Here is a 24,606-nt window from a genome sequence, read left to right as displayed (position 1 = left end):
TCCGTAATTCGCAATTCGTAATTGTTTTACCATCCAATACCATAGTCTTCCCCGTGATTACTGCTGCCTCCCCAAATAGTACCATGTACCTTATCCAGGAAAATCGCATTTATAGGCCCGCTGGTGCGCTCGCCGAAGCTGAGGTGGTAACCCATTTGCTCCAATGCTTTCCGCGTTTTTTCAGTGGTGTTATTGTTCAGCAGGATGCTTCCGGGACGGGGCTCCCTGTCTTTGATAGTAGTGCCGCCTAATGATAACCACAACTGATTGGTATTAATGTTGGCAGCTTCTGTTGCCTGTTGTACGGTCATACCAAATTCCACTACATTCAGGAAAAACTGTAACAGGTTCTGATCCTGTGTATCGCCACCCTGTACACCAAAGCAGAGAAATGGTTTACCATCTTTCAACGCCAGCGATGGTGTAAGCGTTACCCTTGGCCGTTTTCCGGGAGCAATTACATTAAACGGGCATTGGGCAGAATCCAGTACAAAGCTTTGCAGGCGCTGGCTCATACCGATTCCTGTTTTACCGGCAATGCAGGCGGGTAGCCAGCCGCCACTGGGTGTAATAGATACAACCCATCCTTCCTTATCAGCTGCTTCCACACTGGTAGTGCCACGCCAGAGCCTATCCATGTAGGCACTGTCTGTTGTATTGGCTGCATATATATTATTGATATCACCGTGTTGCAATAATGTAGTAGCATCATGTTTAGGTACAAATCCACCGGGTTTGCGGTTGGCGGTATCTGTTAATAAACTTCTTTCCTGCAGAAAGTGCAGGTATGGATTTGTTTTGCCCATGTAAGGATACGGATCACCCGGACCAGCACCGGCATCGTTATGTGCTGTGTTGATAAGTTTTGCCCTGTCTTTTGCGTAATCCTTACTCAGCAAGCCTTTGATGGCGGAGTTAGGATTGAAGTAAGGATCGCCGTAATAAAAATCACGATCAGCAAAGGCGAGGCTCATCGTTTGGTAAAGCGTATGTATATATTCCGTAGAATTATATCCCATCCCTTTCAGATCAAAGTTCTCGAGGATATTTAAACTCTGCAGGAGCATAGGGCCTTGTGTCCATTCCTGTAGTTTATATACTTCTATACCCTTGTAATTTATATGTAGCGGGGCTTCTTCAACAGGTTTCCATCTGGCCAGATCTTCCATGGTAATTAATCCACCTTGCTCCTGGCATCCACGCACAAATTCCTTTGCAATGTCGCCTTTGTAGAAACGGTTGTAAGCAGCCATGATAGCTTCTTTACGGCTTTTGTGATTGCGCAGGGCTGTTTGTTCTGCTTCCACCATTTTGGTGAGTGTAGCCAGCAAATCTTTCTGCACAAAAATTTCTCCTGCTTCGGGTGCCTCTCTTTTTTCACCGGGATGTGTAAGGAATACTGCTTTGCTGTAAGGCCATTGTTTAATATAATTTTTGCCGCGTTCCATGCTGTTGGCAGTTTGCGCTTCAATGGCATATCCACTGGCCATATCTATAGCTGGTGCCAGTACTTCTTTCAAACTAAGGGTACCATATGCTGCCAGCATATAACAAAGACCGCCAGCGGTGCCTGGTGTTACCGCCGCCAGTGGACCGTATTCCGGTGGAAAATCATATCCCTTGTTTTTAAAGAACTGTGGAGTAGCCCCGGTAGGCGCTATACCCAATGCGTTGATGGCAATTACTTTTCCCGTTTTGGGATTATAAATGAGTGCCTGTGTTTCGCCTCCCCAGCTCAGTACATCCCACATAGTGCAGGTAGCTGCGAGCATAGCGCAGGCAGCATCTACTGCGTTGCCTCCTTTCTGAAAAGTCATTGCACCTGCTGCGGCTGCCAAAGGCTTACCGGTAACAGCCATCCAGCTTTTACCATGCAGCGGTGGCTTTTGTGTTTGTTGTGCCTGCGTGCCTGTAACATAGCATAGCAGCAGCAGAAGGAGTGAATATCTCATAAGGCAAGTTAAAAAAGAATTACAAATTGGGTTGACTATACTTCTACTGCATCATACACAATTACTTTCTCCCACAGATGCGCGCAGTTTTTAACAAATTCCAGGTGCACCGGATGTGTTTGATAGGTGGCCTGTCCTGCCAGATCACTGAAGAATATCAGTTCTGATACGCCCCAGCTGTTATCTACCACATCACGCTTTTCAGTACTCGCTACCACGCCTACACGCAGTTCGCGCACGGTTTCTATTTTTGATAAAGTTTTTACACCGGCTATTAGTTTATCACGGTCTTCTTTGGAATCCGGATTTTTAAGCCAAAAAAATACGTGATGTACAATCGGATATCTCTTTTCCATATTTGTTAAGGGTATTGCTGATGCAGCTGTGCCGGCGGCAAGGGCTGCAGCGGTGCCTATAAATGCTCTTCTGTTTGATTTGTTCATAATTGCGCCGTTGATGCGATGAAAATAATAAAGATCTGCCATTTATTATAGTGTTTCCCTCTTTCCGCAGTACTGTGGCCTTTTTAAAGCATATTTAAAAGTAAATGGGGAAAGATTACCGTAAAATTTATATTTGCCTGTTAAATCACCGGTATTTCATGGAAGGCAAGCATTTCGAAGAAACAGCAGTAGCAGTATTGCAGGATATTATTCTCCACCGGCGGGACGTAAGGGGCAACCGTTTCCTCTCCAAACCACTGGAAGAAGAAGTGGTGGACAAGTTACTGACGGCTGCCCTGAATGCCCCTTCTGTAGGCTTTTCCCAGCCATGGGAATTTGTACTGATCCGCGATGAAGCGGTGAAACAACGCATTAAAGCTTCTTTTAATGAAGAAAATGAAAAGGCGGTCCCCGTTTTCAGCGAAGAGAAACAACCGGACTATATCCGCCTTAAACTGGAAGGTATTATGGAAGCCCCGTTGAATATTGCGGTATTTTACAAACCTTCGGATAAGCCGGTACTGGGACAAACATCTATGGAGGAAGCAGGCCTGTACAGTGTGGTGTGTGCCGTGCAGAATATGTGGCTCATGGCCCGCGCATTAAATATTGGCATTGGTTGGGTAAGTATCCTGGATGCAGAAAAAGTGAAGCATATCCTGAACGCTCCCATGGAAAATAAGCTGGTGGCTTATTTGTGTGTAGGATATACAAACGGTTTTTATACACAACCGGAGCTGGAAATATTACAGTGGGAAAAGCGTAAAATGAAGCAGGCTGTGGTATTTAAGGAAGGTTATTAACTGTTCCTGTCATTTTTTCCTGTTTCACCCCTCATTCTGCTACTTTCATCCCATTTAGCCCCGCCACATAATTGCAATTGTTAATATTGCTGTAAATACCTTCCCCCTTATGGATCAATTCAGGAAAATTGAATTCGGCATTATAACAGGGATCTTCCTGTTGCTTACATTTTCGCTGCTCTATCCCAGCATCGTATACAATGTATTTGAACTGCAGGACATATACGGTTATAAGTTTGTACAGTATCACCAGGTATTTGATTATTACCTGCATTATTTGTTGCCTTATGTGGGCAGTTTTACCGTAGTATATGTTAGTTTCCTGTTGGTAAATTTTGTCATCGTACCGGAATTTTTTGAGAAGGGACGTTGGCTGGGAGGTGTACTCCTGTTGGTTCCTACCCTGCTGTTTTATTTTTTGATGATGATGGTGGCTAACTCTTATTATAACGGTTACCTGCTGGGAGTATATAACACAGTAAGAGGTGCGCATATGCACTTTGCCAAGTCGGCTTTCATCACCACCATTTTTTCGGCGGTAGTATATGTTGCTTATTATTTTGCAAAGAATGCTTTCTCTGCTTATCTGTATCCAAGGTTATCAAAAGATATGGTATACAGGAAGATGATGAAAGAAATTTTTTGGGCTTCCGGTGCCTTGCTGGTGTTTATGTGCCTGGCTTTCAGTGATTCCAGGGATCTTTTTGTAATGATATTTTTCTTTGGCCCTTCACAAATTGCTGTATTCTTTATATTACGTTATAAGGTATTTCCCGGCTTCGTGGATGAGCATCATAATAAGGCTTTCTTTATACGGGATATTGTTATCACAGTGCTGGCGTGTAATTTGCTGATGGCGCTGTTAGCCAGGTCTATCGGGCATGAGCGGGGGGAGGTGTTTGTTGCTATGGCAGCAATAGGTTGTATGGTGTCTGTTATGGGGGTATTCCCTATTGGTTGGTATTTATATAAAACACAACAAAAACAGGTATCTACGGTAGTAAATCTGAAAAAAGCACTCGGTCATTCTGCTGCTAACCTGGATTTTTTACGTTCGCAGATCAATCCTCATTTTTTATTCAATGCCCTCAATACACTGTATGGCACTGCCTTACAGGAGGAAGCTGCCCGCACCAGTGAGGGTATTCAGAAGCTGGGTGACATGATGCGGTTTATGCTGCATGATAATCATCTGGAAAAAATAGCACTCGATAAAGAAGTTGCTTATCTTCAAAATTATATCGCGCTGCAACGGTTACGTGTACTTTCATCGCCTGATATTCTCATTGAAGTAAATATAGATGAAAGCCAGTGCCAGCATGAAATTGCGCCGATGCTCCTCATTCCGTTTGTAGAAAATGCATTCAAACACGGGATCAGTTTACGGCATCGTTCACGTATTGTTATTTCATTGAGTTGTACAACAGATCAGATCTTTTTTGATGTGTATAACAGTGTACATCCGCGGCCGGAGAATGACCCGGAACGTGAGGGGATGGGTATTGGACTGAATAATGTAAAAGAAAGACTGGCCCTTTTATATCCGCATAAACATGAACTGAGCATCCGTCAAACGGGCACTGAGTTTTTTATACACCTTACTATAGACGTTAAATAAATAAACAGGAAAAATGAAGAAAGAAGAAGGGCCAATGATAACAGCGCCGGACGGGATTACACGCTTTCTCTGGTGGCTGGCTGCGGCCGATGCAGATATATTGAAGGAATGCCGTACAGAAAAAGAACGGTATCGTATCATCGGGATATCCGTACTTGTTACCTGGATGTTTGCTACGCTGGCCTGGGGTTATTTCTTTTCTACCATTGTGAATGATGATATGGTAGTACTGGGACTGGCACTGTTCTTTGGATTTGCTATTTTATCCATAGACCGTACGCTCATTGCAGCAATGTCGCGTAGTAACGGCAATGTAAAATTTATGCCGGTTGCTTTTCGTTTAGTCCTGGCCGTTACCATTGGTTTATTTATTTCTCAGCCGGTAGTATTAATGTTATTTAAGAAAGATATCAATGCACAGCTGGAACTGAATAAACAAACAAAGCTGGATGCTTTCCGTGAGCAGCTGGTGAAACTCAATGCCGGTCAACAGGCTACCCTGCAGCAATCTATTGATCAGGGCAAACAACAGCTGGCAAAAAAAGAGGCGGAGCTGAAATTTTATAAAGACAGCTACATCAAAGAAACCGACGGTACTGGTGGTTCCGGCAGAATAGGAGAGTCGGCTGTTGCCCGTGTAAAAAAATCGGCCTACCTCAAATCAGAAGAAGAGTTGCAGGCCATGCAAAGAGCCCAGGAGCCACAGCAGCAGCAGTTACAGGCGCAAATGGCCCGTATGCACAGCGTAGACAGTCTCAAGGAAACGGTGTACGTGAGCACGCTCACAGATGGCTTCCTGTCGCAGATAGAGGCGTTGCATGACCTGACAGATACACATCCACCACTGAAGCAACGTTATCGGCTGATCGTATTTATCATTACCCTCATAGAAATTATGCCATTGCTCAGCAAATTGCTGATGCCCAAAGGAGAGTACGATGAAAAGCTGGCAAGTGCTACTGCGCAGGGAGTAGAAGCTGCTCAGCTGGAAGCAGCCGCAGGAAAGGAATTGCTGCAACACTATCAGGCCGCCGCCCTGGAAGCTGATAAGGCTGCTGTAGATCATCTGTTTGCTTCCACAAAGGATATGCGCCGTGAACAGGCCGATGCACTGGTAAAAGAGTGGCATAACCGGGAAGATAGCCAGTACAGCCACTTGTGGCAACAGGCTAAAAAATTGTTGCTGGGTAAAATTATGTAAATCCCTATATTGCTTACAGCTAAATGTTGCCCATATGAAGCTCACTGCTATAGCTATTGATGATGAACCGGTTGCATTGGCTGTCATAAAAAATCATGCGGCCATGGTGCCTTTCCTGGACATGAAAGGTTTCTTTACCAATGCATTTGAAGCCATGGATTTTTTGAGTAAAGAAAAAGTAGATCTGCTTTTCCTCGATATCAAAATGCCGGATATTTCGGGCCTGGATTTTTTATCCAGTCTGCCACAGCCGCCGATGACTATTTTTACTACTGCTTATTCAGAGCATGCAGTAAAAAGTTTTGAACTGGATGCTATCGACTACCTCTTGAAACCCTTTTCTCTTATACGTTTCATTAAAGCCTGCAATAAAGCCAACAGCCTGTTGCAGTTAAAACAAAATGGCACACCTGTCACTAAAGATGTGCCTGAATACATTTTTGTAAAAAGTGGTTACGAACAATTCCGTATTGTATTAGATGATATCTTATACCTGGAAAGCGCCGGTAACTACGTAAATTTCATTCTCACCGACCGCAAACTTATCTCCCGCCTCTCTATGCAGGAAGCTGTGGACCTGTTGCCTGCAGGCCTGTTTACCCGGGTGCACCGTTCTTACATTGTAGCCAATAATAAAATAGAGCGGGCAGACCGTAATTCCCTGTACATCAAAAATATTCCCATTCCTATTGGTGCGGCGTATGGGCCGGCAATAGAAAAGATATTGAACCTATAGCGGTTTTTGTCTTTCTCCCGATTAGGCTGATTATACTGATTACCCTGATTTTATTTTTTTTGATTTTGAAAGATTGTAAAAAGATTAGCGGAGATTGTCTTTCCCAGGATTAGACTGATTATACTGATTACACTGATTTTGTTTTTTTGATTATAAAGATTTTGAAAGATTAGCGGATATTGTCTGAACCAGGATTTAACGGATTGAATGGATTACCCTGATGGATGCCGAAGATCATAGCGGAGATATTCACATATATCTTCTTAATAAAATAACATAACATAACACCCATCAGGGTAATCCATTCAATCCGTTAAATCCTGGTTCAGACAATATCCGCTGAGATCTCCGCTCATCTTTTATGAACAAAAAAAATCAGGATAATCATACTAATCATAAAAATCACAGTTCAGACAATATCCGCTTATGTCTCCGCTAATCTTTCAAAATCTTTATAATCAAAAAAATAAAATCAGGGTAATCAGTATAATCAGCCTAATCGTGAGAAAGACAAAATCCGCATTTTTTTTTGAAAATTGAACCAATTGGTCTAATTTCACTTTCGCATGGGAAAAGCAGAAAAAACGAGGCAATTTATCATTGAAAAGGCGGCGCCCATTTTTAACCGGAAAGGGGTGGCCGGTACTTCTATCAGTGATATCCTGGAGGCCACTAAACTGGCTAAGGGTGGTATTTACGGCAATTTCGGTTCTAAAGAGGAAATTGTAATGGAAGTGTTTGATTACATTACCGAAGAAGAGAAACAAAGGCTCAGGATGGTAACTGCAACAGCCACTACTTCTGCGGGGAAATTTGAGGCCCTCTTTGCACACTACGCCCGTTATCCCATGAACCAGGCGATAGCCGGTGGTTGTCCCATGCTGAATTTTGGTGTGGAAGCAGATGATACCAATCCCGGTTTAAAAAAGAAAGTCAGCGAGCTGATAATATACTTTGAATCACGTATTGCAAAAATGGTGCAGTATGGCAAGGAGAATGGCGAATTCAGGAAAGACTGGGATGAGAAAAAATTCGCCATCAGGATGTTTACTATGTTGGAAGGGGCTATCCTGGTTACCAATGTTATGAATAATAATAAACAGATGTTGGTAGTGCTGGATGCTTTAAGGGAAGAAATTAAACGTCACTCGCTGTGACCTTTTTTATTGCTATAAATAAACCAATCGGTCTAAAAATGCAACAACAAGTTTTACCATTGTCCCTGCGTATGGCAGGAGTGTTTCTTTCCGCCATGAGCCGGCCTTTTCCCGGTATTACCGCCAGGTTGTTTTACCGGCTGTATTGCACACCACCAGCCCGTAAGCTGCGGGCTACGCATGAGCAACTACGCGATACAGCTATCACACATCAATTGCAGGTAACCAGTTATCCTTTTGATTACACGCCATTGCCTATTGTTACTTATAAATGGGGTAACACCGGCCCGAAAGTATTGCTGCTGCATGGATGGGGCGGAAGTCCGTTCGATTTTAAACAACTTATTACCACATTGCTGGAAAGCGGTTACCAGGTGGTGACCTATGACGGACCGGCCCATGGTGCTTCCGGCGGCAAGCGCACCAACCTGGTGCAGTGGATGCATGTGCTGGAACAGGTAATCAAAAAAGAAGGGCCGCTGCATGCTATTGTAGGTCACTCTTTCGGCGGACTTAATGCTGCACTCACACTTTCCCGCAAAAATGTGAAGGTGCCCAGGCTGGTGATGTTAGGCATTGCTTTAAGTGCACCTGTCTTTTTTAATGATGCATTCCGGCTGTTTCGTATTCATCCGGTAGTGATGCCACAACTGCTAACGTTGATCCATAAACGATTAAAAGAAGGCCTGGAAGAATTGGATCTGTATCGGTATATCAATAAAATCAAAGCAGATAAAATATGGATAGCATATGATACTACTGATACATTGGCTCCGGCTACTGATATAATACATTTCCTGGAACAATATCCCGCTATTGAATCGCTCAAAATTACCGGTGATGGCCATTTTCGTATTGCCCGTCATCAGGCAGTACTGGAAGGTATCATGCAATTCCTGGCAAAGGAAGGAGTGGTAAAAACAGATGTTGCCGCTGATATAAAATAACAATTACCGCCAGGTGAAAAAAGTACTGTTTTGGGAAAGTGGACAAGACAGCCTGATAATATTATACTGGATTGCTTTGGATATGCTTTGTCTAAAGTAATCCAGTTCTTTTTTTAAAAAATATAGGTGCCAGCTGTAATGCTTTGTGGTAGATGATTTCACAGTATCATCCTATGATGCCTATACGAAATTTATCAGTAATTGATCTCCCAGTATCTTTCTCTAAATAGTTTTCAATAGCTTTGCACCCCGTGGTTAAAGAAATGTTAAACACGTGATACTAATTTGCTTATGAAGTTTTAGCATGCGTCTGTACTTTAGCAACCACGCCTATTCTTTACGGCACTATATTCATCATCCTTTGTAGCCCGGCCCTTGCTGGGTTTAATTGTTGGGGGTATAGCCCAACTGCATTTTCACGCGGATATATGCCGCTGTGGAAAATTATACAACTCCAGCTGTGGCCGGCCAGCCGTTTCCCCTTGTGTAAAATTTAGTATACACCTCAATAACGCACTATGCAAACTAGTTACGGGAAACTGTTATGGTTACTCCCTTGTGTAGCCCTTTCAGTGCAATGCATTGCATTGACAGATGTTGTCGCCCAATCAAAAAAGAAAGGCTGGGGGCTGTTCGGCAAAAAAATACCGGCAGTAGTAACAGATACTACTACCAAAAAGAAACCGGATACGAAAGGACTGAAGCCTTACAAGGAGGTAATTACAGCAGATGCAGTTTCTAAAGACGGATTATTTAAAGTACACCGGGTGAAGACCGATTTTTACTTTGAAATTCCCCTGAAACTCTTAGGGCGGCAGCTGCTGGTAGTTAACAAACTATCTAAAGTACCGGAACCGCTCAACGATGCCGGTGTGAACAAAGGAATGAATTATGCGAATATGGTCATCTCTTTTGAGAGAGATACCCTGCTCAGTAAAGTATTTATCCGTAAACAGAACCCATTCCTGGAAGTGCCTGCCGGCAATGCTATTGCGCAATCTGTAGCAGATAACTTTATTCCGTCTGTTATAGATTATTTTAAAATTGAAGCCTACAATGCAGATACTTCTGCCCTGTTGATCAACGTCTCAAAAATATTTGACGGTACTAACAACAGCATTAATAATGTATTTGATGCGCTTGGAATGGGTAGCTCGCCTATTAAAGACTTGTCGCGTATCCGTGCTATCAAAACATTTGAAGATAATATAGTAGCAAAGTCTGAACTCACGGCAAAAATTACCGGTGTAGAAGTATCTATCGAAACAACTACCAACCTGGTACTGCTCAGCGAAAACCCAATGGTACCACGTTTCTCCGACAGAAGAGTTGGATTATTTACTACGCCACGCTGGTACTTCAGCGATGAACAACATAAACTGGAAGAAAGGCAACTCATCACCCGCTGGCGCCTGGAGCCCAAGCCGGAAGATATGCAGCGCTATCGCAATGGTGAACTGGTGGAACCAGCCAAACCAATTGTGTATTACATAGATGCCAGCACACCTGAAAAGTGGCGCCCATACATTAAAGCAGGGATTGAAGACTGGCAAAAAGCATTTGAAGCAGCTGGTTTCAAAAATGCAATAGTGGCAAAAGATGCCCCTGTTAATGATCCTGATTTTGATGCAGATGATGTACGTTATTCTGTGGTCACCTATGCAGCTTCTGCAAAAGCTAATGCTATGGGCCCCTCAGTAATAGACCCGCGCTCCGGTGAAATCCTGGAGGCGGATATCATCTGGTGGCATAACGTAATGAGCACTTTGCATTCCTGGGTGCGCATACAAACAGGTGCTATTGATCCGCGGGCGCGCAGTAATCGCTTCAGCGATTCATTGATGGGCCATGCTATCCGTTTTGTATCCAGCCATGAAGTAGGCCATACACTTGGCTTACAGCATAACATGGGTAGCTCCTTTGCTTTTGATGTAGACTCCTTACGCTCGCCGGAATTTACGTCCCGAATGGGTGGCACTGCACCTTCTATCATGGACTATGCCCGTTTCAATTACGTGGCGCAACCAGGTGATCAGGTGACGCAAATTACACCGGCTATTGGCGTATACGATAAATTCGCTATTGACTGGGCTTACCGTTATACCGGTAGTAAAACTCCCCACGAAGAACAACCAGCACTCAAAAAACAGTTACGGCTATACGAAAATAATCCGTTATACGCTTTCGGCGAACAGCAGGATGTACGCGATGCCATTGATCCCCGCTCACAAATTGAAGACCTGGGTAATGATGCCGTGAAAGCCAGTAAATATGGCCTCCTCAACCTGAAACGTATTGTTCCGCAAATATTAAGCTGGACCCAAGAAGAAGGTGATAATTATGATGAAGCCGGTAAAATGTTAAACGGCGCCATTGGCCAGTGGAACCAATATGCTTATCACGTACTGGCAAATGTAGGCGGCATCTATATTACACCTACTGTATACGGTCAATTGCAGAATACTTATCAACATGTTGAAAAAAAGAAACAGCAGGATGCAGTGAAATACCTGGTAGAAGAAGTATTTAACACACCAGGATGGCTGTTTAAAAATGATGTATACACTAAAAGTTATCCGATTAAAGAAAGCCCGATAGGCAATATCGAATACGGTGCATTGGTATATGCAAAAAGTTTACAGTCATACGTGTATTATGATCTGCTGCGTGATGAACGTTTGTCACGTATGCTGGAAAACGAAGCCGCCAACGGCAAATCGGCTTATACCGTAACAGATCTGATGAGCGATATGCACCAGGGCATTTTTGCCAGAACTTTACGTGGACAATCACTGGATATTTACGAGCGTAACAGCCAGAAAGGTTTTGTGGACGCACTGATTATCAGTATTGACAAATCGGTGGTACGTACAGATGCTAAAAAACTACAGGAAGAATGGTTACCTGCCGCTACAGAAAATTTCTGCACTTTTTCATTACAGTCGCACCAGGAAGACCGTGCCTCCCGTAATATGATGTACTTCGCTGTAAATCGTGTATCCGATGCCGTGAGTGCAAAACGTGGCGAATTACAACGACTGCTGCAATTATTAAATACAAAGAAGAATAACGCTGACAGGGCCACTGCAGATCATTACAATGATCTCATCCTGCGTATCAACCAGGCTTTAAATAACAAATAATCTATTTATCTGTGTACATGAAAAAAGGAACAATTTTATTAAGAACAGTACTGCTGGTGCTGGCTGTCTGCCTTTCTCCGTGGTTGGTGAAGGCACAAAATGGGCAGCGCACTATTAAGGGTAAAGTAGTGGATGCCACATCAGGTGAAGCACTGATCGGGGTGTCCGTATACGCCAGTAATAAAACGATTGGTACCACCACTGGTACAGATAATATCATCGAGAATATCAGTATCGGCGCTATTACCAATGAAAAAGGGGAGTTCTCACTCTCCTTGTCTGATTCACTGAAAGTGAAACAACTGACAGTAGGTTACATGGGATATGAAACGAAGTTGATAACTATTTCCAACGGTAACAATTATAATATCTCTTTATCTGCTTCCGGTAAAAACCTGAACGAGTTTGTATTTACAGGGTATCAGACTATTCGTAAGAATAAGTCTACCGGTGCTATTGACAAGATCAGTATGGAGAAAATTGATATAGGTGGTGTAATGAGTGTGGAGCAGATGTTGCAAGGACAGCTGTCCGGCGTGGCTGTAAGCAGCCTTTCCGGTGCACCTGGTCAGGCGCCTAAGATCCGTATCCGTGGTACGTCTTCTTTACAAGGTACGCAAGACCCGCTGTGGGTGATAGACGGATTGCCTGTTGAAGGCAATAACCTTCCGAATACAGATGGAAAAGATATTGACAGGTTGTATACTTCTTCTATAGCAGGTTATAGCCCGGCAGATATTGAAAGCATTACTGTATTAAAAGATGCAGCGGCTACTGCTATCTATGGCGCCCGTGCAGCGAATGGCGTGATTGTAGTAACGACTAAGTCAGGTAAAAAAGGAGAGCGGATGTCTGTGAACTATCGCAACAACTTCACCTTTACGCAAAAGCCGGATATAGACCGTTTGAACCTGATGAACAGCGACCAGAAAGTAAACCTGGAACTGGATCTTTATACTTCTGATTTTAATTATCGCGCTGATTATGGAGATGTGTCCCGTATCCTGAATAAATATGGAGTGTCTGCCGAAGATCTTTCCGGTAAAGGTTTTGGTGGTATTAATGCGGATGCCCGCAATGAAATAAATGCTTTACGCGGTATCAATACAAACTGGAACGATCTGTTGTTTCGCAGTGCTTTTACGCAGGAACATAGTGTAAGTGTATCTGGTGGTAGTGATAAATCTGCCTATTATTTCAGTGGTGGTTATTATGACGAAAAGGGTGCCACAATTGGTACGGGTGCACAGCGTTATAACATCACACTGAAAACAGATTTCGACTTGTCAGAGAAGCTGAAATTCTCAGCCGGTTTGTTTGCTAATCAGCGTACACAAACATCTTACCTGACCAATACCTCCGCTAATACCAATCCTTTATATTATTCACGACGGGCAAATCCTTATACACAGGTGAAAGATGCCAATGATAATTATGTGTATGATAAGAACATCCTCGGAGATGAGAGTGTCCTCAACTTTAATGTACTGGAAGAACGGGAGAATACCTCTAACATTAGTAAAACACAGGCTGTAAACGCTAATTTTAAACTGGATTACGAGGTAATTCCACGACTGCATGTCAGCTCTCAGTTGGGTATCCAGTCTGAGAATACTAGTTCAGAAGCTATTGCGCTGGAAAATACTTATTTCGTAAGACAGCAGGCAGATAATGCAATACGATTTGATCCTGTAACCGGCACTAAATCGACCTTTTTACCTAAGGGAGGTATTATCAATAATGGGCAACAAAACCTGCAGCAGTTAACGCTGAAATCTTTGGTAGAGTATAGTTTTAGTGTGAATAAAAAGCATGATTTCAATTTCATGGGTGGTAATGAGTTAAGAAGAATTAATACCAAAGGTCTTACTAAACTAGGTTATGGCTATGATCCACAAACGTTGACTACTATTGCACCGCAGTTTAAGAATGATAATGAAGCTGCTGTCTTGTTTAAGGACAAAAATCTGTATACTGAAAATGCATTTGTATCTTTCTTTGGTACAGGTTCATATACCTACAACAACAAGTATACCCTGGCAGGTAGCATTCGTTTTGACGGATCAGATATGTTTGGCGTCAATCCCAAATATAAATATCTCCCGCTATGGTCCGTGAGTGGTTTGTGGCGTGTGATGGAAGAACCGTTTATGAAGGGTGTGCGTTTCATTAATATGTTGAATGTTCGTGCTTCCTATGGTTTGCAGGGTAATGTCGATAAATCCACTTCTCCGTTTGTAGTAGGTAAGTACACAAACGTCCCTATTTTGCCGGGTAATCCGCTGCAGAATATTGAAGTAACAAGTCCCCCCAACGCTAAGCTGAGGTGGGAAAAAACCATCAATAAAAATATCGGGATTGATTTTTCGATGTTGAATAATAAGATCAATGTAACGGTAGATTATTATGACCGTCATGGTAAAGACCTTATCAACATGTATGCGTTACCGTTAGAAACCGGTTTCCAGACAATGAATGTCAACTGGGCTGAAATGCGTAACAGTGGCCTGGAAGTAAGTATTAATACCCGTAATATTTCCCGTAAGGATTTCCGCTGGACGACAGATTTTAATTTCTCCTATAACAAGAATACCGTGTTACGCGAAACGCTGCGTAACAATGCTGACTATCCTTCGAGGGAAGGGTCCGCCATTAATACTGTCTGGGGACTGGATTACGCAGGTCTGAATAATAAGGGAATGATCATGGTGAATTACCAGGGTAAGAAAGAAACATTGGTGGAACTGCTGCAGCTACAGGACGATTTTGCGGGCGATCCGGATCTTGGAGGGCTTTACCCTTATTCTACACTTACAAGTGAGCAGCAACGTGCGTTATTCAGTAATATGGGTACGTCAGATCCTTTGTATACGGGTGGGTTCAGCAATAACTTTACTTATAAGAGATTTGATCTCTCTATTGGATTAATGTTTAACCTGGGACAAAAGATAAAAGTACAGCCATACTATAGCCCTGTACTCTACAATCGTGGTACCAACAGCAACGCAGCTATCCTGGATCGTTGGAGCATAGCCAATCCTAATGGAAAATATCCACCACTCTTTGGAAATAGCGCCACTACAGATCCTGAACAGAAGCTTTTAGGCCATTGGCTGGAGGACAGGATGCATCAGTATAACTCCCTCAGTTTATGGATTAAGGATGGTGGTTATGTACGGGTGCGTAATATCACGCTTGGATACAGACTGCCGGATGCAGTAGGTAACAAAATCCGGATGAAAGGATTGAAGATTACTGCGGAAGCCAGGAATCCATTTGTTTTTGCTAAAAACTATGATGGTTTTCTTGATCCGGAAACAATGGGAAATGTATATGCACAGCCTATTCCCAAAACATTCACTGTTGGCCTTAACGCCACATTCTAAAATACTGAAGCAAGATGCGTAAAATTATATATGCCACCGGGCTGGTATTAACTATGACAGCGATGTCCTGTAAGAAATACCTGGATATTGTTCCTGTAGGGCAGGTAATCCCTACCACCATTCCTGATTTCGAAAAAGAATTAAGGAGCGCGTATGTGATGCCCGATTTTGATAAAGGATTGGTTACTTACCGCGGCGACGAAGTGAGAATGAATGAAGCACGTAGCGGTGATGTGAACATGCTCCGGAATAATTTTCTATGGGATGAAAACGGGGTGGAACTACAATCATTGACCTATAACTGGCAAAAGAAGTATCAGATACTTTTTTATGCCAATCATATCATTGAGGCGGCACCGGCGGCGGGAGGAAGCAGTGCAGCAGAAAAAGCGCAGCTCATAGGAGAAGCATACCTGCTGCGTGCGTATACACATTTTAACTTGGTAAATCTGTACGGAAATGCCTATAATCCGGCTACTGCAGGCACTGATAAAGCAGTGCCCATCATAACGGAAATAGATATGGAAAAGGTAGCGCGCCGTAATACGGTGAAAGAAATATATGACCAGGTATTTGCGGATCTTGAAAAAGGTTTGTCGTTGGTAAATGTAGATGCTTTCGAAACAGCTGCTTCTTACAAGTTTAGCAAAACAGCCGGATACGCAATGGCTGCACGCATATATCTCTATACTCATCAGTGGGATAAGGCATTGGCTGCTGCGAAAATGGTGCTGGATAAAAAGAACACTTTGGTGGACTTTAATAGTAGTACAGAACTGCCAACAAAGTATAATTCAAAAGAATCTATACAGGCTTTTGAAATGATATATGTTGCCAGTACTACACAGAGTATTTTTGTAGCTGATAACCTGTTTTCCATGTATAATACCACCGGCGATCTGCGCTTGAAAATGTTTTATGGAAAAGATAGCAAAGGCAATAATACAGTATTGAAAATCCTCAATAATAATAATTTCCGTCAGTCGTTCCGTGTAGCAGAAGTATACCTGATCGCTGCAGAAGCAGCTGCTCGGTTAGGACAACCGGAAGTAGCCCGCACCTACCTGGATCAGTTGAAAAAGAACCGCTTAACACCGGCATTTTATTCAACAGAAGAAACACGTATTGCCAGTCTTTCCGGTACCGACCTGTTAAATGAAATCTACGATGAAAGAGCCCGTGAACTGGCTTTTGAAGGCCATCGCTGGTTTGATCTGCGCAGAACAACACAACCCGCTATAACACATACTTTAAAAGGGAAAACCTATACTTTAAAAGCAGGCGATCCCCGGTATACTATTAAGATCCCTAGGGAAGCCATCATGAACAACCCATTGCTGAGCGAATAAAAGGAAAAGCGGAAATTGTCTTTTTCCCGATTAGACTGATTATGCTGATTACCCTGATTTTATTTTTTTGATTTTAAAAAGATTAGCGAAGATTAAAGCGAGTATATCCGCTTCGATCTTCGCTAATCTTTTTAAAATCAAAAAAATAAAATCAGGGTAATCAGCATAATCAGCCTAATCCTGGGAAAGACAATCACAGTCCGAATTGCTGCTTCAAAAATGCCAGCGCATATTTATACGCATCAGCAGTAGCAGCGCTATCAAAAATAGGATTGCTGGGATTAGCAAAACCATGATCTGCATCATAACGTTTAACCGTTAACGTTTTACCTGCTGCTTTCATGTTTTTTTCAAATTCATCTACTATGGCGGGTGTAATGCCTTTGTCTTTATTGCCGAAAAATCCCAGTACTGGTGCGTTCAGTGTTTTCAGACTTGCCACATCTTTTTCAGGCATGCCGTAATACATCACTACACCAATGTTTTGTGCTCCGTTAAGCAAGCCTGACTGTAAAGCTATTCCACCACCAAAGCACCACCCTATAGCCGCAATTTTGGCCGATGGGCCTGCATAGGCGAGCGCTCCCTGCATAATGGCTTTATACCTTTCGTGGGAAGCAGCCTGCATCAGTTTTGCAGCGTCTTCCCGGTTAGTGGCTATTTTCTGGTCATACATGTCCACTGCCAGCACATTTACCTTTCCATCCATATCAATAAAAAGCTTTTCAGATTGTTTTTTGATATAGTCGTTCAGTCCGTACCATTCCTGGTAAACAAACAAATATTTATTGGTAGGTTGTTTTGCTTTGAACAGAAAGCCATGTGCCGGTGTTCCGTCCGGTGTGTTAAAAGTAACAGGTACGCCGGCATTGCTGGTATATGTGTATGGCAGCGGATCTTTATGCGCCATACGGAAATCTTCCCGGTTGGCAAGACTGGCAAATTCAGTAACAGCGTCTGTATGACAACAGGGAGCAGTTTGTGCAAAAGCGCCCGCAACCATTAATAGCAGGAGCGTTAGTATTGATAGTGGTTTCATAATAAGGAAGGTGTTTTGGTCCTTATAAGGTACAAATTTTTTGATACAGCAGGATAATTTAATTGATAAACCTTTTCATAATACTTACTAACGGTATCGGCTACACTAAAAAGTAATCACTACTTTATTATCGCTGATTTTATACTTAAAATCCTGTTGTGCACTTAAATTGCTCAATACATCTTCCAGCGAAGCATTATAAAATGCAGCTTCCGTAATAATACGTGCTTTAGTTGCATCTCCCCGCATTTCTATCTCTACCCCAAACCATTCTTCCAGTATGCGGGAAACAGCCATAGGGTTGGCTTGTTTGATAGTCAGGGTATCTGACAACCAGGTTTCCAGTTCTTCGGGATGATAGGTTTCCTTTTCCATCAGATCAATATCATTGTTAGCGAGGATCATTTGTCCGCGTTCCAGTATTTCCGGTTGGTTATCGGAAGCAGAATGATAGGATTTATTGACACGGATTTTACCGGTAAGGAGGTTCACAGTAGCGCCATGTTGACTGGAAAAGGATCTCATTTTAAAAGATGTACCTAATACCGTAGCTCTCAGTTTATCACTCGTAACGGTAAAGGTATCAGTGGATGGCGTTACTGTAAAGAAAGCGTCTCCATCCAGTATTACTGCCCTGTTGCCGTGCTGGTAGTTTTCAGGTACCTCCAGTACAGATAATGAATTGAGGATCACATGAGAACTGTCAGGTAATGTAATGTTGGTCCGGCGACCGGTTTGGCCTTTATAGGTGATGTATTTAGTGCCCGGTGTTTGCAGCTTTACAGTCGTGTTTTCAGGTGCTTTTGTTTTGCAGCCCGACAGTACTATACCCCCAACAAGTAGCAGGATAAATGCATCCGGCCATGAATAATAACGGGAGATAGTATCAGATTTTAATAGCATATTCCGGGAATTTTGTATTTAAGAGAAAAGACCTAAAAGTAATTAAAATAAATAGCAGCAAATATCCACGCTTCAACAATTTATGAGAAGCAATAGACAATATCGGATAATCCTGTTAAAAAGATGTGCTGATATTATAATGATTTTTGTTTAAGAGCAAGGCGCACCCTAACTTTGCGGCCCATGGAAAAGCAGCTACCTTTATCGTTTGATAATACCGCTATAGCATTTGAGGCCAAGACCGACAACGCGTTGAAAAAAGCCAACTTTCTCTTTAGCAATATCGGGAAACCCTGGGTGGTAAAATTTGGTTCAGTGATGACACCACTGGCCTTCAAACTACGGTTACCAATCAAAGGCATCATCAAAAGCACCATTTTCTCACAGTTCTGCGGTGGTGAAACACTGGAAGAAGCCGCTACTACTGCTTTGCAGTTGGGTAATTACCATGTAGGGGTAGTGCTGGATTATGGTGTGGAAGCCATGGAAGGAGAGCACAGCTATGATGATGCAGTACCGGAATTTATTCGTGCTATCCAGTATGCTGCTACCAGACCCGATATTCCTTTTATCGCCATAAAAATAACTGGTTTTGCCCGGTTTGAGCTGTTGGAGAAAGTACACCGGGGTGATACCCTGACTGTTACCGAACAGGAAGAATATGCACGCGTACGTGCCCGTGTACATGCCATCACTGCCGCCGGTGCCAAACATAATGTAGCCATCCTGGTTGATGCAGAGGAATCCTGGATTCAACAACCGGTAGATGACCTCACGAATGAGATGATGTCGTTGTTTAACAAGGGAAAAGTAGTTGTATTCAATACTTTCCAGATGTATTGTCACGATCGTTTCAGTTTCCTGCAGGCATCCCTGCAAACGGCTACCAAAGCGGGTTATCTGCTGGGTGCCAAACTAGTACGTGGTGCATATATGGAAAAAGAAAATAAACGTGCTGCAGAAAACAATTATCCAACTCCTATTCAGCCCAGCAAATCCGCTACTGATAAGGATTACGATGCTGCTGTGAAATTCTGCCTGGATAATATCGATAAAGTTGGTTTATTTATCGGTACCCACAATGAAAACAGCTGCATGCTGGCTGCCCGCATCATGGATGAAAAAGGTCTTCCCCACAATCACCCACACGTAAGCTTTTCGCAGCTGTTAGGTATGAGCGATAACATCACTTTTAACCTGGCACACGCTGGTTATAAAGTGACCAAATACCTGCCATATGGTCCTGTAAAAGACGTAATGCCTTACCTGCTCCGCAGGGCCCAGGAAAATACCTCTATTGCCGGACAAATGGGCCGAGAACTGGGATTGATCAGAAAAGAACTGAAGAGGAGGGCGCTTTAAGTGTTGTTGTCTTTCTCCCGATTAGACTGATTATACTGATTACCCCGATTATTTTTTATGATTATAAAAAGATTAGCGAAGATCAGCGCGTATTTTACTCGCTTAGATCTTCGCTAATCTTTTTATAATCATAAAAAATAATCGGGGTAATCAGTATAATCAGTCTAATCGGGAGAAAGACTAAATATTGCTCTCATTTTGCGGTAGCGGATACCTTGCCCACACATCATCATTTGCCCTGTCTATAGGTAATGTTCCCAACATATTATACCGCCTCATATCTATCCAGCGATGGCCTTCCATAAACAGGGAGTAGCGCCTTTGATATAACATCTCTGTAATCAGTGCAGCTTGGGTAACAGCTCCTACATATACAGGAAGATTATGCCCCGTACGGATCCTGTTCAGTGCTAAAATAGCCTCTGGCAAAGCATTGGATTGAATTTTGGCTTCTGCATAAATCAGTATCAGCTCTTCATTGCGGATGATGCTGATAGAGGAGTTAAGAGAAGGCCAGAGGGCTACATCGCGGTTGCCGCTCAAACCACTTTGGCTTGCTGAGGAAGTGCGTAAACTGGTTTTGTTGATGCGGTCATCAGTAGCACCAATGTTTGCAGCAAATAACGGATGAGCTACCCGTACTTCACCATTACCATTAGGTATCAGGAACATGGTATTGGCCAGGTCGCCACCGTTGGTGGAAAAGGTATGATAAATACCGGTATTGAAGTTGCCATTAAGATCAAGGAATGACTCATTTAACGCCGTCAGTGCAGCAGGCCAGTTCTTCCGGTAAAGGTATACCCTGGCAGCAATGGCCCGGTTAAATTTAAGCAAACCAGCTGCATCCTTGAATCCAGCAAAGCCGGATGATAGCGGGAATATTACATCAGCTCCTGTCAGATCTGTTTTTCCATCATTCAGAAAATTGAGTATAGCATCCATTACAGCACCCGGATCGGTTACTACCGGACCCAGTGGCGTATTATTTGGTACCGGTATACGCGCACCATTGGCATCGGTCATGTTAATATTCAGCAACAGCTGATAGCCAATGATTGTTTTGGCATAGCCGTTGAAGGCCTTCTTTTGCGCATCTGAAGCCACTGCTGTACTGGTATTTTTGATGGCATCCATCAGTATAAAACACTGCCGCATTACCTGGTAGCGCGATCCCCATGGATTGTTAAGGTAGAAGGTATTATTATCCAATACGCTGGAACCTCCTCCCAACAAATCAGTGGTATAGCGTGGTTCAGCGCCGGAGAAGCGATATATTTCACGACCAATAACACCAACACCATCGAGGTATGCTGCTAAGTTATTACGCATACCGGATTCTATCCCGGTCGTGAGGTTAAAAAGATCGCTTTTACTGGGATTGGTTACAATGCCACCTACCGTGGGTGTATTCAGACTCAGGATTTCCCCTTTCTGGCAAGCATTTAGAGCCAGCAGTAAAAGGAGAACGGAGATATGTGCGAAATACTTTTTCATATGTGAATGATTTTAGTAGATAGATAATGATCAGAAATCAATGCCAACATGAAAACTGGCTCTTTTAGACGCAGGAAATGGCGTAACATCCACACCGGTAGATAATCCATTGCTGCCGCGGCTTTGCGAGGTCGTAATGGTGTTACTGCCGAAGTTGGATACTTCCGGATCATAACCAACATATTTTGTCCAGGTGAAAAAGTTGTTAGCAGATATACCTAATCTGATCGCCTTGATAGTTTTGGTATTTTTCAACGGCACATTGTAATACAAACCGATCTCACGGATACGTATATACGAAGCATCCTGTACATAAATAGACGCATCACCTGCATTTGGCCTGTATACACCTACTTTTTGACCTTTGATCATATCATCATAATCTACAGTGGTACCTCCCAGGTCAGTCAGCAATTGTGTGAGGTTGATATTATCACCACCTTTTTTCCAATGAATAAGAAAGCGCAGGGAGAAATTTTGAAAGATCGTCAGCTCATTAAAAAAGCTCATCTGGAATTTCGGCTCTGCATCTCCGAGCAGTTTCAGCACACCGCCCACAGTACCTTTGATCTGTGTTGCCGGTTGCCCTTCTTCGAGATAAAAAGTACCGAGTGAGTTACCAAATGCACCGATAGCAAAAGCAGGAATGAGTAGTTTGGTTACTTTAGACCTGTTACGCCACCAGTTGATATTAGAGGTCCATTTAAAATTAGGTGTGTTTACAGGGATCACTGTTAATCCCAGTTCAATACCCTGGTTTTTCAAGTCACCGCTATTCTTCCATTCTGTTGCAAAGCCGGTGGAGCCTGGCAGCGAGTGGCGCAGCAATATGTCATAAATTTTTTTGTTGTAGTAGGTAGCTTCAAGACTCACCCTGCCATTGAGGATACTGATATCTAACCCCGTTTCAAATTCTGTCTGCCGTTCTGGTTTAATAGCAGGATTACCCAGGAGGTTATCTGCCAGTATGCCAGGAAATCCACCAATGTTGCTGCTTAGCATAGCAGTAAATTTACTGCTGTAAGGAGGTACGTTACCGGATTGACCGTAAGCCGCACGCAGTTTCAGGTTATCGATCTTGTCTATATTCCAGAATTTCATTTTGGTGAGATTCCAGGAGAAAGAGCCTTTGGGAAATACATAATATTTCAGGTAATCACCGTTGTTACTGGACCGGTCAAAACGCACGCCGCCACTAAGGGTGAGCGCCTCTATCAGGCTGAGGTCTTCCTGAATGAACATGCCGTTGTCACGGTACTTCTGACGGAATTGTCGTGTGGTAACATTTCCGCTCTCATCCAGGTTACTTTGTCCGGAAACGAGATTGGTGGCTGAGGTTACGATATTATCCATAAAACCGGTTTCCATTGTGGCGCCTACCGTACTGGTTAAACTCAGTTTATCGCTGGGTGTAAATGTATTCACGAAAAAACCACCGAGATTGGTATTGGTGTTGTTGGTAGTACCTTGTATGGAATTACCCTGTGCGCCATTTTCTTCAAATTGCAGATCACGGGGAAACAGTGCCATTGTTTTATAATTGAAATAATCCACACCGGCACGCCCAATAAAGCGGGTGGTGGAATGCTCACTTTGCTGTAAATGAACTTCCAGGTTACCGCCACCAACAAAACGATTGGTACCTTCATTATTGATCATCCTGTCGCGGGTTTCCAGGGGATTGGAAGCCGCAAAGCCATTGCGTGGATACTCCCCGATGGCATTCGGATGCAGTTCTACAAATGAGGGCGTGGATGATAAAGCCACCCCATAGGTGATACCGTTGTTGTCATTGTTGGTGAGTCCTCTGTCTGCAGAGGAATTGATAAAGTTGGTGGTAACGCCAAGGGATACACGATCACTTATTTTATGATCTACATTCAACCGGATAGAGTTATTAAGATACCCGGTGTTTTTAACTATACCAGCTTCCTGTCTGCGGTTACCGGCGAGATAGAAAGTTGTTTTTTCAGAGCCTCCGCTGAGGGATACGCTGCTATTAAGTACCAGTCCTGTTTCTCCAAAAACTTCTTTCTCATAATCATATAATTTTCCATCACTTTTAGCCTTGTTATACATGGCTGTATTTGCAGCGCGGGCAGCTAGTACACTAGGATCTGCGCTGGTGGACGGACCAGCCAGGTCGGCCGCTGTTTCAGGCGTGAAGGTGCGTACCCCCATGAGATGCCGCACTTTGGTAAATCCTACTTCCTGGTTTACACTGATCTTTGTTTTACCGGCTTTCCCTTTTTTAGTAGTGATGATAATTACACCTGCAGCAGCTTTAGCGCCATACATGGCAGCGGCAGATGCACCCTTCAGGATCTCAATGTTTTCAATGTCTTCCGGGTTCAGATCCGCGATACGGCTGGAAGGATTGTCCTGGTTATTCGGATTACCTGCTGTGGCGGCACCGGTTACATCATTCAACCCTGCAGGAATACTGCTATTGTTGAAGAAGATACCATCTACCACATATAATGGCTGGGAATTGCCGAATATGGAGGTAATACCACGTAGTTTTACAGAGATACCACCACCGGGGGCGCCGGAGTTGGCTGTGATGAGGGCTCCGGGCACTTTGCCGCTGAGTGCCGCATCAAAGGTTTGCGCAGGTGCCACGCCATTCAGTTCTTTGCCTGAAATAGTGGCTACTGCATTAGCGAGGTTACTTCTTTTTACGGTAGTAGCCAGGCCCGTTACTACGATCTCATCTAAACGGGCAAAATCTTCTTCCATTTGTACGTTAACAACGGAAGCACCGGGTGCCAGAGAGATTGTTTTGGTTTTGTACCCTGTGGAACTAAGAATCAGGCTGGAAGTACCTGAAGGAACGCTCAAAGTATAAGCGCCACCGGCATCGGAAATAGTGCCTTTGTTAACGTTGGGTACGCGCACGGTAACACCGGGGATAGGGTTGCCACTAACGGCATCCTTTATCTTACCCGAAATGTTTTGCTGCGCAAATAATGCAAGGGTGCTGCATAAGCAAAACAGCACCAGCAAGCTGGATTTTGGTAGAAGCATAGCATGTTGCGATTTAATAAAAAATGATGATTGATAAAAAAAT

16 protein-coding genes are annotated in these 24,606 nt (G+C 43.3%); 10 read left to right on the top strand and 6 right to left on the bottom strand.

Features of this window, described 5'->3' with window-relative positions; all coding sequences use genetic code 11:
* Positions 1-26: 26 nt before the first annotated feature.
* Positions 27-1,952, bottom strand: coding sequence for a gamma-glutamyltransferase family protein (locus CLV51_RS18090; protein ID WP_106529455.1), 1,926 nt, complete (start codon positions 1,950-1,952; stop codon positions 27-29).
* 35 nt (positions 1,953-1,987) lie between these two features.
* Positions 1,988-2,395: a Dabb family protein gene (locus CLV51_RS18085; RefSeq protein WP_106529633.1), complete on the bottom strand. Its 408-nt coding sequence runs from the start codon at positions 2,393-2,395 to the stop codon at positions 1,988-1,990.
* Positions 2,396-2,553: 158 nt separating this feature from the next.
* Here CLV51_RS18085 and bluB point away from each other — a divergent pair, with 158 nt between their 5' ends.
* From bluB to CLV51_RS18040, 9 genes are all read left to right on the top strand, one after another.
* Entirely contained in the window at positions 2,554-3,198 is a 645-nt protein-coding gene (gene bluB / locus CLV51_RS18080; RefSeq protein WP_106529632.1) for a 5,6-dimethylbenzimidazole synthase, read from the top strand.
* Positions 3,199-3,307: 109 nt separating this feature from the next.
* The gene (locus CLV51_RS18075) at positions 3,308-4,816 is read left to right on the top strand and encodes a sensor histidine kinase (RefSeq protein ID WP_245898815.1); all 1,509 of its coding nucleotides are present in this window, start codon (positions 3,308-3,310) and stop codon (positions 4,814-4,816) included.
* A 13-nt stretch (positions 4,817-4,829) separates the two neighbouring features.
* The gene (locus tag CLV51_RS18070; RefSeq protein ID WP_106529454.1) at positions 4,830-6,017 is read left to right on the top strand and encodes a DUF4407 domain-containing protein; all 1,188 of its coding nucleotides are present in this window, start codon (positions 4,830-4,832) and stop codon (positions 6,015-6,017) included.
* 34 nt (positions 6,018-6,051) lie between these two features.
* Complete coding sequence (locus CLV51_RS18065) at positions 6,052-6,753, top strand: LytR/AlgR family response regulator transcription factor (protein WP_106529453.1); 702 nt, start codon at positions 6,052-6,054, stop codon at positions 6,751-6,753.
* Between the two features lie 566 nt (positions 6,754-7,319).
* Positions 7,320-7,910 (top strand): TetR/AcrR family transcriptional regulator, encoded by a 591-nt coding sequence (locus CLV51_RS18060; protein ID WP_106529452.1) that lies wholly within the window; start codon positions 7,320-7,322, stop codon positions 7,908-7,910.
* A gap of 38 nt (positions 7,911-7,948) precedes the next feature.
* Positions 7,949-8,857, top strand: a complete 909-nt coding sequence (locus tag CLV51_RS18055) for an alpha/beta hydrolase (protein WP_106529451.1) — start codon at positions 7,949-7,951, stop codon at positions 8,855-8,857.
* Between the two features lie 518 nt (positions 8,858-9,375).
* Positions 9,376-12,000, top strand: a complete 2,625-nt coding sequence (locus tag CLV51_RS18050) for a zinc-dependent metalloprotease (RefSeq protein ID WP_106529450.1) — start codon at positions 9,376-9,378, stop codon at positions 11,998-12,000.
* A gap of 17 nt (positions 12,001-12,017) precedes the next feature.
* A complete protein-coding gene (locus CLV51_RS18045; RefSeq protein ID WP_106529449.1) occupies positions 12,018-15,386 on the top strand; it encodes a SusC/RagA family TonB-linked outer membrane protein in 3,369 nt (1,122 codons plus the stop codon).
* A gap of 14 nt (positions 15,387-15,400) precedes the next feature.
* Positions 15,401-16,735 (top strand): RagB/SusD family nutrient uptake outer membrane protein, encoded by a 1,335-nt coding sequence (locus CLV51_RS18040; protein ID WP_106529448.1) that lies wholly within the window; start codon positions 15,401-15,403, stop codon positions 16,733-16,735.
* A 193-nt stretch (positions 16,736-16,928) separates the two neighbouring features.
* Here the strand turns inward: CLV51_RS18040 and CLV51_RS18035 are convergent, their stop codons facing one another.
* Positions 16,929-17,774 carry a dienelactone hydrolase family protein gene (locus tag CLV51_RS18035; protein ID WP_106529447.1) on the bottom strand — a complete coding sequence of 282 codons (846 nt, stop codon included), beginning with the start codon at positions 17,772-17,774 and terminating at the stop codon, positions 16,929-16,931.
* A gap of 105 nt (positions 17,775-17,879) precedes the next feature.
* On the bottom strand, positions 17,880-18,677 hold the full coding sequence (locus CLV51_RS18030) for a FecR family protein (RefSeq protein ID WP_106529446.1): 798 nt from the start codon (positions 18,675-18,677) through the stop codon (positions 17,880-17,882).
* 183 nt (positions 18,678-18,860) lie between these two features.
* On the opposite strand from CLV51_RS18030, the gene CLV51_RS18025 reads away from it, so the two are divergent.
* Positions 18,861-20,039 carry a proline dehydrogenase family protein gene (locus tag CLV51_RS18025; protein ID WP_106529445.1) on the top strand — a complete coding sequence of 393 codons (1,179 nt, stop codon included), beginning with the start codon at positions 18,861-18,863 and terminating at the stop codon, positions 20,037-20,039.
* 180 nt (positions 20,040-20,219) lie between these two features.
* Here CLV51_RS18025 and CLV51_RS18020 read toward each other — a convergent pair whose 3' ends face one another.
* Together CLV51_RS18020 and CLV51_RS18015 are read right to left on the bottom strand one after the other, a co-directional pair.
* Positions 20,220-21,536 carry a RagB/SusD family nutrient uptake outer membrane protein gene (locus CLV51_RS18020; RefSeq protein WP_106529444.1) on the bottom strand — a complete coding sequence of 439 codons (1,317 nt, stop codon included), beginning with the start codon at positions 21,534-21,536 and terminating at the stop codon, positions 20,220-20,222.
* A 30-nt stretch (positions 21,537-21,566) separates the two neighbouring features.
* Complete coding sequence (locus tag CLV51_RS18015; RefSeq protein WP_106529443.1) at positions 21,567-24,563, bottom strand: SusC/RagA family TonB-linked outer membrane protein; 2,997 nt, start codon at positions 24,561-24,563, stop codon at positions 21,567-21,569.
* Positions 24,564-24,606: the final 43 nt, after the last annotated feature.

Origin of the sequence: Chitinophaga niastensis, from assembly GCF_003014755.1 — a bacterium.
Classification (GTDB): domain Bacteria; phylum Bacteroidota; class Bacteroidia; order Chitinophagales; family Chitinophagaceae; genus Chitinophaga; species Chitinophaga niastensis.
The sequence above is the reverse complement of the archived record's forward strand: the minus strand, read 5'-3'. Positions and strand labels throughout refer to the sequence as shown.